We start from the raw sequence: 15,092 nt of genomic DNA, 5'->3' as shown, positions 1-15,092 counted from the left end.
CGTACCCGATTTTATGTAAATGGTATCGTGTTAAGTACCGAAGCACACTTTGAGTTGGTCGATGCGCGAGACAAACCACGTAAACAGCGTAGCGATAGTTATAATGATCCACTCGCAGATAACAACACGTGGAAAGTATACGGCAAGTATCGCTAACTTAGGTGCTGGCAGAATTCACTTATAGAAGAACCTTTCACTGTTGATGTGTGTTCTGATTTAAACGTCTATTTCAACTTTTTGGTTTGACTGAACTGCATCAGCTGTTGTTCAAGCAATTTCAGCATTCTATTTTTTTCCGCGGCGATCCATCCTGTGGCAAAACTATAAGCGACTTCTGGTTCCGGGGCTTGTTGAAATAAGGCGTCTGCAACGACCAAATCGTTATAGTGCCCCAAGCTTTCTTGCACTGCTTTGAGTTTTTTTAAATAGGTTTTTAACGCTTTTGCATCGAGTAGAGACGCCACAAACTCAATGCTATAACGCAGTTGCTTGACTTGTTTGCGAATACGGTGTTTTTCTTCATCCTCAAGCTGGCTAAAGTGCTCGGCATGTGCACATATTTTATCGTGTAAAGCATGGATTACTTTAAGTGCATGCTTTTTCAGTTTGGCTTTTGAAGGCGAATCTAGTTTTTGCTCTGTAAATAAAATCAATTCAAGCCAAAGTTGCATCGTTTCGGGTTGTTGGAATAGGGCGCAGACATCAGTGATGACTTCTGTACTTGGCGCAAGATGGTCTAATGGATAACCTGCCTCAATCAGTTGAGGAAGTAAATCTTCATTTAAGGCATCAATGTCGCGGGTTCCACCTAAGGCTTGAAAAATAGTGGTAAGTTCCGTTTTCCAGTGCGGTTGAATGGCGTCCGACCATGCAGAAAAACTTTTCAGTGCGCTACGTAATCGGCGGATTGCCACGCGGGCTTGGTGGACATGTTCACTGGTATACTGCTGTCGCGCAATTGAACTAGCATTAGGGAGTAGGTGCTGTAAGCAATTAGCCACTATGCTTTGCAGAGCCTCAACTTCGCTTGAGCTTCTGTCCAGTGCAAGAGATGTTTGATACTGTGCGGGAAAGTAACTTTGTTGACGGACAGCTAGAAGCCCATAGTCAGATTTACTGTGTGTGTCGAGCAACAGTTGATACTTTTGAATCCAAGGCCGTATAAATGCGATAAGATCCTCTATAGATCCTTGTTTTAATTCAAATTCTATCTCGAAAATATCTACACTGCTTTGTTCTTTAAAAATTTTTCCAATATCGAGTGCAATCTCAACTGTACTGTTCCCAACATCCTGCAAAACACGTAAACGTTGGATGTTAGTTTCAAAGAGCAACTTAAGGGTTGGAAGTGGAAGCCCCAAAGCGCGCTTTAATTGTTTATAGACAGCGGGATAAGCATCATAGCTATGTAAGTCGAGAGTCGTTGTCTCAGGTGGCGCTATATCAAATTCAAGTTCAAATCGACTCAGCGCTTTAGCGTTGTTCACGGCTTTGAAGGTTTGTTTCCATTCATCATTTTCCTGACGACGTCGAATCGCGATGCAATGTTTAGCAAGGGTTTGTTCAGCTGTATCAAAGTATTGTGCTGCCAGATGAATCGGTTCAGCCTTGAGCAAGCTAAAAGCTTTTTGTAAGGCCTTACGCTTCTTAACTGGAACTTGGAACTTAAACTCAATCTCTTGCATAGCGCTTACTCATAACGACCTGCATTTAACTATATGCTAAATCGAGTAAAAAAAGACCAATTTTGAATGAATATAAGCTAAAAGAGCAGAAACAGTGTGATAGAGGTCCCTTTTAAAATAATGAGGTGGAAGTTAAATGTATGAGGATTAATAAGTACTGATGGTTGCCGTGAAGTGACGATAACTTTACATTGAGTAGGAATGTATCGCCTTACTTCTTAAGAATAAAAATGGATATAACCTGTATTGTTCTGATGATAGGCCGTTTTGCCATAGATAAATTAGTGGTTTGGAAGATAACAACCACGATTTTCTATCGTGGTTTTACGACTTTTCAGGTCTTGTGGAGGGAAGATAGCAGTCATATATTTATATAACTGCTTATTATGGTATGCAGAGCGTTATTTCAAGAATTTACGGCTGACTAAGAACTGTTCTGTGGCATCTAAAAGTTTATCTGCATAGACTTCAAGTTTTGCTGTGAGCCAGCCCAAAACAAACCAATCACTGGCTTCAAGTTCTGTCTGTTGAATGTACGTAGCAGAAGTCGCTAAGATTTGATATTCATGTGCGGCTTGTTGGGCATCATTTAACGCTTTACTGTATTTCTGCAAATTTTTCACATCATAAATTGACGTTAAAATAGGAAAGCTAAACTTCAGTTCCTTAATTTTCTGTGCCAATACATCTAAGCTTTCAAAGTGACTAATATCCGCAGCATTTAAGCTTTCTTGTAGCTGTCGATATTGGTTTTGCAGGGTATTGTGTGCATAGGTTTTTAAATCCTGCTTTTGCACCTGATCATGTGAACTTAAACTAAACGTTAATAACTCAAGATAATGATGGACGTTTTGGGTCGATTTAACTAAATTTCCAAGCTTTTCTTGAGCATACAATATGTCTTTAGCAAGATTTTCTGTTGTGGTTGGATTTTGTAAAAATGCACCTAAGGTATCTTGCATGTGTTGCAAATGCTGTAGTTGGTCGAATTGATGCTTAAATGCGCCCAGTTGCATTGCCCATTTATCAGAAATATTGCTATTCCAGTCTTTGAATAACGCTAGCGTTAGTTGTAAGTGCTCTAAAGCAGTTTGTGCTTGATCAATATGGCTTTGCTCAGCAACACCTGCCGAAATTGCGGCAATATTGGGCAGTAAGTGCTGCATTTGCTGACCAATCAGTAAACTCAGGTTATGTGCCGCACTTTCTTTTTTTGATAAGACAAAGTCTTTTTCAAAACGTGCTGGACTAACGGTTTGCTCAAGTGCCAGTAAGTTACCCATTTCGGCTTTGCTACGAACATCTAACCACAGTTGATACTTCTTCACCCATTCAAAACTAAAAGCCAAAAGTGACTGCACAGAGCCTGATTTGAGTTCAAACTCTACTTCATGGATGGTCTGTTCTCGACCAGATGCACGAACCACACCGACATCCAAACAGACTTCAATTTCAGCATCTTCAAACTCAATAACGCGATAGGTACGTTGGATATCCGTTTCAAAGGTGAGCTTTAACGCAGTTGCATCTGATCCTAAAGCTTGGGTTAAAATCTGTTGAGCTTCTGGAATAGCTTCATAAATACTGAGGTCGAGTTCAGGAGATGACTCTAACTCACCCAAATTGTGATTATGTTCAAAACGGTGTAAATGACTTTTACCTGCGGCTTTGAGTGTTTGAATCCAGCAAGTGCCTTCAAGACGCTGACGCAAAGCAGCGCCGTGTTGAGCCAAAAGGCGGTCAGGCGTATCAAAATACTTGGCTTGAAGTTGAATATTTTCAGATTTTTTAGGATCTAAAGCTTTAAGAAGGGCGGTACGTCGTGCTTCGCTAATCTGAAATTTTAATTCAATTTCAACCATGAAAAATTCCTAGTTTGAGGGGCTAGGTCAGTGCCAAGCCTTTATGTATTTAGATGCATGATCTGTAGTTTGTTTTATGTGCGCTAAAGGCACACCAATGGACAACTGAATTGTAGCGAAAAAGAGACCGTATGTAAGACTTGACGACACAATAAAACAAAGTTGCAGTGAGAGATTGATCAAAAAACAATTCTGTTTTTATTGGAAACTTTCTTAGAGGTGATTGCACTTTGCAGACTGAACATTTTCAGCTATGTTGGTAGAAAACCATCAGGATGATGACAAATGAATGCACAGGTTGAACCGAAACAGGAACGTGATGTAGAACCTAATTTTCAGTTGCCGATTAAGGACTTTCAGCAGTTTTATCGTTTTTATCTAACAGAACACCGTAACATCATGAGCCGTCGGTTGCATGTCACGGGCAGTTCGATGGGGCTGTACTTTTTCTCTAAAGCCATACTTAAACGCAAACCACGTTATTTTGTATACGGTTTAGTCTCTGGCTATGCCTGTGCGTGGGTAGGTCATTTTGTTTTTGAAAAAAATAAGCCAGCCAGTTTTAAACAGCCTGTGTATAGTTTTATCTCGGATTGGCGCATGTTCTTCGATGTGTTACGCGGAAACCTTAGCTTACAAGATCGTACTTTGGATAAAATTCCAAGTGAGTGAAGTACTTTATGACCAAATGATGAAAATATTCGTCGCAACCCGAAATTAACAGTTGCAATGTTAAAGTGAATGTTCTAATAATGAAGTCGTTGTATATATTTTCATCTTATTGCAAGTAGGCACATTTAGCTTATCTTTGTTTTGAGTTTTCCAAGCCTAGAGTGACCTTCTCTAGGCTTTTTTTATGTCATATTCAAATAAAATACGTGGCTTTTTAGCTTTTTATGATGTTGTTTGAACATCACTGGTTTAAAAAGCTAAAAAGCCGTTTAGATCGCTGCTCATCTCTTATTCTTGTTATGAAGTTGTTATTTTAATTTTGTTCTTGTTACCTTATGTATCCATTAAACTGCGAAAGCGTTGGGGTGGCTATCACTGATAATAGGTATTTTTAGACGGCACTTGTTTAGTCGCGACTTTTTTGTACATAGCAGTATGTTTTCAATGTCAATTCATTAAGGTTGGATTGATTTTTAGCTTTATAATAGAACAACATAACCCAAAGGTAGAATTAAATGCGCGGTTTATATCTAATTACAAATGATGATCCATTAGAGCTACTTTTGGCTAAGTTGGAGGGTGCGATGGCAACTGGTGAAATTGCGATTTTGCAATATCGTCGTAAGAAAGTACCCAAAGAACAGCAAGACTATGAAGTTGAGTACATGAAAGCTATGTGTGCTGAATATCGAGTTCCTTTTGTGATTAATGATGACTTGGAAATGGCGGTTAAGTACGGCGTTGGGGTGCATTTGGGACAAGATGATGGTGAAGTTGCTGAAGCTGTTGCCCGTTTGCCTCAAGGCGTGGTTATCGGTCGTACTTGTCTAAACTCGATTGAACTTGCTGAAAAAGCGATTGCTGAAGGGGCAACTTATGTGGCTTTTGGTGCAATATATGCAACTCATACCAAGCCAGAAGCAGGTCATATTGGTTTGGAGACTTTAAAAGAAGCCAAAGCCAGATTGAATGTGCCCATTTGTGCAATTGGCGGTTTAACAGTTGAAAATTCAAGTGAAGTGATTGATGCGGGTGCCGACCTTTGCGCAGTGATTAGTGATATATTAGGTCGATCAATGTCTGCGATTCCCGATCGTATTGAACAGTGGGCTGATTTATTTGCATCTAAAGCTTAAGTGTTTTAGATGTCTTTTTATTTTTTGAGTTGAGTAATTTCATGAGCTTATCTCCAAAGCAAGAACAATTGTTTAAACAAGCTAGCAAACATATTCCAGGTGGTGTGAACTCACCTGTACGTGCCTTTAATAGTGTAGGTGGAACGCCTGTCTTTATTGAAAAAGCGCAAGGTGCGTATTTGTATGATGTGGATGGTAAGCGCTATGTGGACTATGTAGGCTCATGGGGACCAATGATTTTAGGTCATGCTCATCCTGAAATTATTAAAGCTGTACAAAGTGCTGCGATAGATGGTTTAAGTTTTGGTGCACCTACTGTGCATGAAACGACTTTGGCCGACATTATTTGCGAAATTATGCCGTCAATTGAGTTGGTACGTATGACCAATTCAGGTACTGAAGCCACCATGACTGCGATTCGTCTTGCGCGAGGCTACACAGGTCGTGACAAGATTGTCAAATTTGAAGGCTGTTACCACGGTCATTCAGACTCGTTATTGGTCAAAGCGGGTTCAGGCTTGTTAACCAATGGTGAGGGGGAAGCCACCTCAGCGGGCGTTCCTGCTGACTTTGCCAAACATACGCTCACACTTCCGTATAACGATATTGCAACCTTAAAAGAGTGCTTTGCTAAGTTTGGTTCCGAGATTGCAGGGGTGATTGTTGAACCTGTAGCAGGAAACATGAACCTTGTGAAACCAATTGATGGATTCTTGCAAGCGATTCGTGATGTGTGTGATGAATATGGTTCTGTTTTTATCATTGATGAAGTGATGACAGGTTTCCGTGTTGGGCTAGGCGGTGCGCAAGCTCACTATGGCGTGACCCCAGATTTAACCACCTTGGGCAAAATTATTGGTGCAGGCTTACCTGTTGGTGCATTTGGCGGTAAACGAGAAGTGATGGAGTGTATTGCTCCACTGGGTAAAGTTTACCAAGCTGGAACATTGTCGGGGAATCCACTTGCAATGCGTGCAGGGATTGAGATGTTTAAGCACCTGCGCCAAGAGGGATTCTACGAAAAATTGACAGCGCAGCTAGAAAAACTTCTTGCTGGTTTACAAGTAGCGGCCGATGAAGCAGGTATTGCTTTTAAAACACAACAAGTAGGTGGTATGTTTGGTTTGTACTTTACCGATCAAGAAGACATTACCAGCTTCGACTCGATGCTCAAGTGCGATATCGACGCATTCCGTAAATTCTTCCATGGCATGTTAGACCGTGGCGTGAACCTTGCACCTTCAGCATTTGAAGCAGGTTTTATTTCTGCCGCACATACAGATGAAGACATTGAATTTACTCTTCAGGCCGCAAAAGATGTTTTTGCCAGCATGAAGTAAATTTTCAGTTCTATCATTATATAGCCCATCTTAATTGATGGGCTTTTTTGTATTAGGTATTTGGAGGAATGAAAAATGAAAATCAAACATTGTTTAACGTTGGTAGATGCTGAATTTATACTAAGTCATGCTTTTGATTATGCTCAGACGCATGAACTTAATGTAAGTATTGCTGTTGTAGATGAAACAGGAGTTTTACTGACAATGAAGCGAATGGATGGAGCATCGCCTATGACAGCAAATTTATGTATTGAAAAAGCCAAATGTTCAGCAATGAGTCGTCGCCCATCAAAGTTATTTGAAGACTTGATTCGATCTGGGCAGATGGGTTTTCTGAGCATGCAAAGCTTTTCGGGAATGCTCGAAGGTGGCGAACCGATTATGTATGAAGGGCAATTGGTTGGAGCAATCGGAGTATCAGGTGCAAAATCTTTTCAAGATGCTGAAATTGCGCAACATGCACTTTCTATATTTTTTGCACAGTTCAATTTCGAAACTTGAGGGCTTCAAAGCAGCTACAAAATATGGTTGAGTAAAATTCGCAAGGATGCGAGCAATTTTAAAATTCTAGTTGTGAACTAAATCACAATATAAAAAATGGATTATTAAAACAAGATTTTTTTTTAAAATAAATAAATCATATATTTATATTAATATGTAAAAACAAAATACATATAATAAAAATTATTTTAAATATTACATGGGGTTTTTGTTACACGAAAAAACATTAATTTCGACTATTTTGGTTGGTGATATAAAAATTAAATAATTTTGAAATAAATAATATTCATTTTTATAAATACAACCAATATATTTGCATTTATATTTTCTGAGGCGTATTTTAACAGTTGGAAAATAATTCTTAGTTTTAACAATAAGCCTAATAATAAAAGTGAGTCCATAATATGATTGAGTGGCTACAAGGTGAATTAAAACATAGTCCCGAAATTCTATTGTTTTTGTCTTTGGCAATAGGCTTTTGGATTGGTCAATTTCAATTTGGTAAGTTTCAATTTGGTGGTGTCGCAGGATCATTGCTGGTTGCAGTGATTCTCAGTTTGATTGGTGTCCCTGTTGATAATGGTGTGAAAGCCATTCTATTTGCCCTATTTATTTATGCGGTTGGGTTTGAAAGTGGGCCGCAATTCTTCAAATCTCTCGGACCTCAGTCGATTAAAGAAATTTTACTGGCTGCCTTTATGGCCATTTGCGGACTTATCACCGTGCTTGCTATGGCAAAAATCTTTGATCTAGATAAAGGTTTGGCTGCAGGCTTAGCCGCTGGTGGTATGACACAGTCTGCCATTATTGGCACAGCAGGCGATGCTCTCTCGCGCTTAGATTTGCCAATGGCAGAGATTCAACGACTGCAAGCCAATGTCGCAATTGGCTATGCCGTGACTTATATTTTTGGTTCTCTAGGTGCGATTATTATTTGTGTGAACATCTTGCCGAAATTTATGGGGCGAGAAATTCATGATGATGCACTTAAAGCGCAGTCTGAGCGTTTAAAAGGTGCTTTTGAACTTGCCCCAGGTCAAGAACTGGCGATGCCAGAAATTGTAGGACGAATTTATAAAGTCCAACAAGCCTCTGGAAAAACAATTGCAGAATTAGAAGCCCAAAAATCAGGAATTACCATTGAGCGACTTAAACGTAAAGATCAGTTTATTGATGTATCTCCTGAAATTACGTTACAAACAGATGATGTGGTTCTCATTGTCGGTCGCAGAGCAAGTGTTGTTTCTATTACAGAGAATATTGGTTCAGAACTCCAATCGTCCCAAGGCATGGAAATGGTCATGGATACGACGGATGTCATTTTAAGAAATTCTAAATACATCAATCGAACACTAGGCGATGTCAAAGCCAATACGCCTGATTATCTTAAACACGGTATTTATGTATTGGGCATTAAACGTCAGGACGAAACACAACTCTTAAATGATGAAACCATGTTGCGTCAAGGCGATGTGGTGACCGTATACGGAACCAAAAGTGATCTTGAGCGTTTAGTCAAAGAAGCAGGTAAAGCCTTACCAGAGAGCTTAAAAACAGACTGGATCTTCCATGGCGCGGGTTTAGTGGTGGGTCTATTAATTGGCTTATTCGTCATGCGTATCGGTGATGTTCCGCTGACGCTTGGTGCTGGCGGTGGCGCACTTTTATCAGGTCTGTTGTTTGGTTGGTTACGTAGCCGAAATCAAGTTCATGGCAATATGCCTTTAGCCGCTTCGCAGTTACTTAAAGATCTAGGTCTTGCAGGATTTGTGGCTGCTGTTGGTTTACAGTCAGGATTACAGGCCATTCAAACCATTAAAGACAGTGGCTTGTCATTATTTATGATTGGTGTGGTGGTCACCGTTGTGCCACTCATTCTTTCGATGCTTTTTGCACGTTATGTTCTGCGTTATGACAATGTCGCAGTCATGGCAGGTGCCTTAACTGGTTCACGCAGTGCAAACCCTGCATTTGGTGGAGTGCTTGATAAAGCAGGCAATTCAATTCCTACAGTTCCTTTTGCAATTACCTATGCATTGGCCAATGTTTTCCTCACCTTGCTGGGTCCACTGATTGTGGGTTTAGCTTAAAAATTGATGTTTAACAATAAATCTTTGGCTTCACTATAATTAAAGGAGACTTCCCATGGGGAACGTTGATTACTCAAAATACGCAAAACTAAGCCCATTTGAATTAAAAGATAAACTGATTGCACTCGCAGAAAGTCGAACTGATCGGATGATGCTGAACGCAGGTCGAGGAAACCCAAACTTCCTTGCAACTGTGCCTCGTAGGGCTTTTTTCCAGCTGGGTTTATTTTCTGCAACCGAATCTGAGTTTTCATTTTCATATATGCCAGAAGGGCTCGGGGGCTTTCCACGACCTGTCGGTTTGCAATCTCGTTTTGATAACTTTGTACTTGAAAATCGTGATAAGCCAGGCGTAGTGTTTTTAGGAAAAGCAATTTCTTACGTCAGAGACCAGCTGGGCTTAGATCCTGATGCATTTTTACTGGAAATGGTTGAAGGTATTTTGGGCTGTAATTATCCTGTTCCAGATCGCATGTTACGCCTCAGCGAAACCATCATTAAAGAATATGTGCTGCGTGAAATGGGCGTGCAAGGTATGCCAAAAGATGGCTTAGATCTGTTTGCTGTAGAGGGCGGAACAGCAGCAATGGCATATATTTTTAACTCGCTTAAAGAAAATAAAATTATTGCTACGGGTGATCGAATTGCTATTGGTACCCCGATTTTTACCCCTTACTTAGAGATTCCAAAACTCAATGATTATCAGCTAGAAGAAGTATTGATTGAAGCATATCCAAAACAAGGATGGCAATACCCAGAGTCAGAGCTCCGCAAACTAGAAGATCCATCAATTAAAGCTTTCTTCTTGGTGAATCCAAGTAATCCGCCCTCAGTTAAAATGAGTGATGAAGGCTTGGCGATTTTGGCAGATATTGTTAAAAAACGTCCTGATCTGATTATTTTGACCGATGATGTGTATGGAACATTTGCTGATAATTTCAAATCATTATTCGCCATTTGTCCAGATAACACCATTTTGGTTTATTCGTTCTCCAAATACTTTGGTGCGACAGGCTGGCGTCTTGGGGTCATCGCCATGACCAACAATAATATTTTGGATAAGAAGCTTACTGAATTATCTAAAAAAGACAAAAAAGAACTAGAAGAACGCTATTCATCACTTACGACTGACCCATCGAGTATCAAATTTATTGATCGTCTGGTGGCAGATAGTCGTAATGTGGCCTTAAATCACACCGCTGGACTGTCGACACCACAACAGGTTCAAATGGTTTTATTTGCGTTATTTAACTTAATGGATTCACGTCAAAGTTATAAAAAAGCAGTTAAATCTGTGGTGCGTGAGCGTGATGCAGCACTGTATCGACAACTGGGTGTTGATGTTCCTCAAGATCCAAATGCAGTCGATTACTATACACTGGTGAATTTGGAAAATACTTCGCGGACGCTTTATGGTGATGAGTTTGCAGACTGGGTTATGAAAAATAAAAACCCAACTGAATTACTTTTCCGTGTAGCGGATGAAACGGGCGTGGTTTTACTTCCAGGCTCGGGTTTTGGTGTACAACATCCTTCTGCACGCGCATCCTTGGCAAATCTGAATGAATTTCAATATGCAGCCATTGGTGATTCATTGCGACGCTTTGCGGAAGAGTCTTATCAGGAATATCTAAAATCTAAAAAGAAAAAGTAAGCTTGAACGGTGTGGATTAAACCAGTTATAAAAAAGCCCATCTCATTTGATGGGCTTTTTTATATTGTTTTAGATGCAGAATAAAAAAGAGACGTTAGATAGATAGGGACGAAAGCTTTTCAATATGCGAAGAGTAGAAAATATATAATTCAGTATTTCTTTACTTGACTGAATTTTTAAATAAAGCATCTGATAGAACAGAAAGGCTATAATTCTCCTGAAATACTTGATGATCAGTGTCTTGGATGTATTAAATATGCTTATTGCACTATAAAATGGATGGTTTAGGAGTAAACATATAAAATTCATTAATCGCTATTTGCACAATTGGAACTTTCTGGGAACCTAGATGAAGTCACTTTTAGGGGACATGTTAATTACAAATTACGTTGATTAACTCTTGAACATGAATCTCTAAGGTATCCAAAGTAGGTAGCGGTAAAATAGTATCCTTAAATATTAAAGGCAGTTCCGTACAGCCTAATATAATGGCATCAATATCATCTTCATCATGCATTTGTTGTACAATTTGGAGCATCTGTTTTTGTGTTTCAACGGAAACAATCCCATGCTCTAATTCGTTAGAAATTTTGTCTGCAATAAATAACTGCTTATCGGCATGTGGCATCACAATATTTATTCCAGCTTCTACAAAAGGCTTTTTAAAAAACGCTGCCTGCATTGTAAACTGTGTTCCGAATAGCCCAATTTTTGCATAATTTTGACGTTGTACTTCCTTTTTTGTCGCCTCCACAATACTTATTAAGGGTACTGTCGAATTTGCTTGGAGTTGATCAAAGACAATGTGAGGGGTGTTGCCTGTTAAGGCAATAATTTCTGCACCACCAGCAATTAGGCTATTAATTCCTTTCATTAAGTATGAAATCAGCCCTTCAAAATCTTCATGCTCACAGAACGCTAAAACTTCAAATACATTTAGGCTTTCGATTGCTAAGTTGGGGAAGAATGTTGGTCCAACTTTTTCCTGTAAGGAATAAACTAGTTTTTTATAATAAAGCAGGGTCGATTCGGGTCCAATACCACCAATTAATCCCAGTTTTTTCATTTTTTAGCCTCTAGTCGACGTTCTGTCGTGGTTTTTCCCGCGACACCCCAATTGTCCATTTCAACTTCATCAATAATGACCATCGTTGTTGCTGGATTTTTATTTAAAACAGTGACTAAGAGCTGAGTAATCCCGTCAATAATCTGCTTCTTTTGTTCAATCGTAGGTGCTTCATTTCCACCTGTCACTTTCACATTTACGAAAGGCATTGACATCCTCTACACATTATAAAATTAAGGTCTCGAATGTTAGAGGGTATTTTTATTCAATAAAATTAAATAATATTGAGCAAATCGTTTAATTTTATTGAATCATGGAAATTAGCCAACTTAAAACGCTTATTGTGCTTATTGAAACTGGAAGTATTACTGGTGCAGCCAAAAAGTTAAACCGAGTACCTTCCGCAATTACTATTCGCTTACAGCAGCTTGAGGAGTATTTGGGAGTATCACTTTTTATTCGAGAGAAAAAAAGTTTAGTTGCGACACCCAAAGCATTATTACTGTATCAATATGCAAAACAAATCGTAGCACTGGCGTATGAAGCTGAAAATAAAATCAAAGCTGATCAACCTTGTGGGCCTTTACGAGTGGGGGCATTGGAAAGTATGGCGGCAACAAGATTACCCGCACCACTGGCTCAGTTATATTCGATTTATCCTGCAATTGAATTGGAACTGGTTACAGGTATACGCGATGGTTTATATCAATCTTTACTGGATGGCGAGTTAGATGTTGTTCTAATTGGAGATGCTCCTCAAAATCCACTGTTGAATCGTTCGCTCATTTATGATGAAGAACTTATAATTATTGCGCCTAAGGGGCATCCTAAAATTTTAATGCCTTCAGATGCTGAAAGTGCAATTATTCTTGCATTTAAAGAGGGTTGTTCTTATCGGGATCGACTTTTAAACTGGTATCAGTCCTTTAATATCACACCAAAAAGGATAGCTGAGGTTGCATCCTATCACGCAATTCTAGGTGGTGTAGCCGCGGGCATGGGGATTGCGATTATTCCCAAAACGATGTTCGATACTTTTCCAAATCAAGATTTATTGTCCGTACATTATATAGATTCAGCACTAGGACGAATCCAGATTGAATTAATTTGGAGAAAAGAATTAATTTCTGCAAATATTCAGGCTTTAGAAAAGTGCCTCCTGAATAGGACGTAAATGATTGATTTAATTTATACTGGTATGAAGTTTTGGATGATCTTTTTTGCATATTTTATTGGTCAAACTTATGATGTTTCTAGCGTTTTAATAGATTGAATTCCAAAATAAAAAATGGGGGAAAAATGGATAAATACTTACTGGTTGCCTTGGTGGTTGGTGCATGTATACTTTTGGTGATTTACACTCAACTTGCACCAACAGGTGGGCAAAAAAACTTTAAGCAAATTGTGCAACAGGCATTTAGTCGTTATAAAGTGATTGAAAAAAATTACACCATTATGATTTGTGAGATCAACCATCGCAATGAACCAGAAGAGTTGGTCTTTATCCGTATTGACCCTGCTCAAAAGAAAAATTTGCGCACTTCAGGAAGAATGCTGATCGCCACCTATCCCCAAGCACCTTCAGTACGTGAAATGCGTAAAGACTTTAAAGGCTATGTCACTTAATTCATTAGCGTCGACGAGAGCTACTACGGCTGCGTCCACGTGCCATGCCGCCTAAAGCATTGAGTACAGCAAGTTTGGTCATACTGCCCGAAGCATGCGCATGACAGATGGCAGCAGCAAGCGCATCGGCGGCATCTTGCTGTGGTTTGATGCTTAGGTTTAAAAGTTTCATCACCATCATTTGTACTTGTTCTTTGTCCGCAGCACCGTAACCGACCACAGACTGTTTAATTTGACGGGCTGTGTATTCTGCAACTTGTAAATCTAGGTTTACTAGTGCAGCAATTGCGGCACCACGTGCTTGCCCGAGCTTCAGTGCGGAGTCAGGGTTTTGTGCCATAAAGACTTGTTCAACAGCAGCTTCAGTTGGACCATGAAATTTTACAATACGATCAATCCCTGCAAAAATACGCTTTAGACGCTCAGGCATTTCAGCTGTTTCAGTACGAATGGTGCCAGCATCGACAAAAATTAGTTTTTGACCTTCTTTTTGAATAATACCGTAGCCTGTGAGGCGAGAACCGGGGTCAATACCAATAATTAATGACATGCAAGCCCTTTAAAAAAAAATATATGCCCATATTGTTACATAAGCGGATGAAAAAAGCTTGATGTAGATTGAGCAGTTGATCATTGCACCTTATTCATTTTGTTGAGATTAGATTAATTTTCATGAAATTATTTCTTTTTATATTGGCTGGTGTCATTCTCGAAGTTTTCGTATGGATTGGCGTGGGCGACCTCGTTGGTAGTATGTGGTACGTATTCTTCTGGTTTATTGCTGCTTTCTTTATTGGCATGAGCCTGATTCGCAAGTACTCAGCAGGTTTAATGCCACAAATGCAGCAAATGCAAACAGGGCAGATGAGCGGTGATCCTGCACTAACCAGTAATCTACCTAAAATTATTGCAGGTTTTCTTTTATTGATTCCTGGTTTGCTAACGGACGTGCTAGCTGTGCTTTTACTTATCCCTGCGGTGCAAAAAGCCATGACAGGCGCATTGATGAAAGTGATGATGAAGCGTCAACAAACGATGATGGAAAAAATGATGGGTGGTATGAATGGCATGGGCGGTGGTGCTCAAGGTCAAAACCCATTTGCAGACATCATGCGTCAGATGCAAGAAATGCAACAACAGCAGGGTGGTTCAGGCTACCGTGACTCGAGTATTATTGATGGTGAAGCACGAGAAGTAACACCCGATGCGAAAAAAATTGAAATGAAAGATGTGAACAAATAATTTCATATTTAATCTTAAAGCCGAGTTTGACTCGGCTTTTTTTATTCTTAGATTAGCATTTGAAGTGCAACACCATGTTGTTGCCATAATACCTGACTCGGACTTTTAAAGCTGAGTCTTTTTCTTGGGCGATGATTCAAACGTTGAGTGATTTCTGAGATATATTCATCCGTATAGGCATTTAAATTACTGCTTTTTTTAATGTATTGTCTGATTAA

The 15,092-nt window shown here is 39.5% G+C and carries 14 protein-coding genes and 1 pseudogene; 10 read left to right on the top strand and 5 right to left on the bottom strand.

Annotated features, from left to right (window positions below; translation table 11 throughout):
- Positions 1-156 (top strand): annotated as a pseudogene (locus B4F08_RS05635) (hypothetical protein); the annotation flags it as partial.
- Between the two features lie 68 nt (positions 157-224).
- Here the strand turns inward: B4F08_RS05635 and B4F08_RS05630 are convergent.
- Both B4F08_RS05630 and B4F08_RS05625 read right to left on the bottom strand, forming a co-directional pair.
- Positions 225-1,685 (bottom strand): CHAD domain-containing protein, encoded by a 1,461-nt coding sequence (locus B4F08_RS05630; RefSeq protein WP_291373702.1) that lies wholly within the window; start codon positions 1,683-1,685, stop codon positions 225-227.
- A gap of 401 nt (positions 1,686-2,086) precedes the next feature.
- The gene (locus B4F08_RS05625; RefSeq protein ID WP_291373700.1) at positions 2,087-3,547 is read right to left on the bottom strand and encodes a CYTH domain-containing protein; all 1,461 of its coding nucleotides are present in this window, start codon (positions 3,545-3,547) and stop codon (positions 2,087-2,089) included.
- A gap of 285 nt (positions 3,548-3,832) precedes the next feature.
- Here B4F08_RS05625 and B4F08_RS05620 point away from each other — a divergent pair, with 285 nt between their 5' ends.
- The 6 genes from B4F08_RS05620 (at position 3,833) to B4F08_RS05595 (ending at position 10,940) form a co-directional block, all read left to right on the top strand.
- Positions 3,833-4,219 (top strand): DUF962 domain-containing protein, encoded by a 387-nt coding sequence (locus tag B4F08_RS05620; RefSeq protein ID WP_086210195.1) that lies wholly within the window; start codon positions 3,833-3,835, stop codon positions 4,217-4,219.
- 515 nt (positions 4,220-4,734) lie between these two features.
- A complete protein-coding gene (gene thiE / locus B4F08_RS05615) occupies positions 4,735-5,355 on the top strand; it encodes a thiamine phosphate synthase (protein ID WP_086210194.1) in 621 nt (206 codons plus the stop codon).
- Between the two features lie 41 nt (positions 5,356-5,396).
- Complete coding sequence (hemL, locus tag B4F08_RS05610; RefSeq protein WP_291373696.1) at positions 5,397-6,695, top strand: glutamate-1-semialdehyde 2,1-aminomutase; 1,299 nt, start codon at positions 5,397-5,399, stop codon at positions 6,693-6,695.
- 75 nt (positions 6,696-6,770) lie between these two features.
- Positions 6,771-7,196, top strand: a complete 426-nt coding sequence (locus B4F08_RS05605; RefSeq protein ID WP_086210192.1) for a GlcG/HbpS family heme-binding protein — start codon at positions 6,771-6,773, stop codon at positions 7,194-7,196.
- Between the two features lie 404 nt (positions 7,197-7,600).
- A complete protein-coding gene (gene aspT, locus B4F08_RS05600) occupies positions 7,601-9,286 on the top strand; it encodes an aspartate-alanine antiporter (RefSeq protein ID WP_291373694.1) in 1,686 nt (561 codons plus the stop codon).
- A 55-nt stretch (positions 9,287-9,341) separates the two neighbouring features.
- Complete coding sequence (locus tag B4F08_RS05595; RefSeq protein ID WP_291373693.1) at positions 9,342-10,940, top strand: bifunctional aspartate transaminase/aspartate 4-decarboxylase; 1,599 nt, start codon at positions 9,342-9,344, stop codon at positions 10,938-10,940.
- Positions 10,941-11,313: 373 nt separating this feature from the next.
- Here B4F08_RS05595 and B4F08_RS05590 read toward each other — a convergent pair whose 3' ends face one another.
- Together B4F08_RS05590 and B4F08_RS05585 are read right to left on the bottom strand one after the other, a co-directional pair.
- Positions 11,314-12,006: an aspartate/glutamate racemase family protein gene (locus tag B4F08_RS05590; RefSeq protein ID WP_291373691.1), complete on the bottom strand. Its 693-nt coding sequence runs from the start codon at positions 12,004-12,006 to the stop codon at positions 11,314-11,316.
- Complete coding sequence (locus B4F08_RS05585) at positions 12,003-12,215, bottom strand: tautomerase family protein (RefSeq protein ID WP_291373689.1); 213 nt, start codon at positions 12,213-12,215, stop codon at positions 12,003-12,005. The genes B4F08_RS05590 and B4F08_RS05585 overlap by 4 nt, the downstream gene beginning before the upstream one ends.
- A 104-nt stretch (positions 12,216-12,319) precedes the next feature.
- On the opposite strand from B4F08_RS05585, the gene B4F08_RS05580 reads away from it, so the two are divergent.
- On the top strand, positions 12,320-13,180 hold the full coding sequence (locus tag B4F08_RS05580) for a LysR family transcriptional regulator (RefSeq protein WP_291373687.1): 861 nt from the start codon (positions 12,320-12,322) through the stop codon (positions 13,178-13,180).
- 125 nt (positions 13,181-13,305) lie between these two features.
- Positions 13,306-13,632 carry a hypothetical protein gene (locus tag B4F08_RS05575; RefSeq protein ID WP_291373685.1) on the top strand — a complete coding sequence of 109 codons (327 nt, stop codon included), beginning with the start codon at positions 13,306-13,308 and terminating at the stop codon, positions 13,630-13,632.
- Between the two features lie 4 nt (positions 13,633-13,636).
- On the opposite strand, the gene ruvC is transcribed toward B4F08_RS05575, so the two are convergent.
- On the bottom strand, positions 13,637-14,182 hold the full coding sequence (gene ruvC, locus B4F08_RS05570) for a crossover junction endodeoxyribonuclease RuvC (RefSeq protein WP_086210186.1): 546 nt from the start codon (positions 14,180-14,182) through the stop codon (positions 13,637-13,639).
- A 122-nt stretch (positions 14,183-14,304) separates the two neighbouring features.
- Here ruvC and B4F08_RS05565 point away from each other — a divergent pair, with 122 nt between their 5' ends.
- Positions 14,305-14,874, top strand: coding sequence for an FxsA family protein (locus B4F08_RS05565; RefSeq protein ID WP_291373683.1), 570 nt, complete (start codon positions 14,305-14,307; stop codon positions 14,872-14,874).
- The last annotated feature ends 218 nt before the right edge of the window (positions 14,875-15,092 follow it).

Origin of the sequence: Acinetobacter sp. UBA6720 (genome assembly GCF_002454215.1) — a bacterium.
GTDB lineage: Bacteria > Pseudomonadota > Gammaproteobacteria > Pseudomonadales > Moraxellaceae > Acinetobacter.
This window is presented reverse-complemented; position numbering and strand designations above follow the sequence as displayed.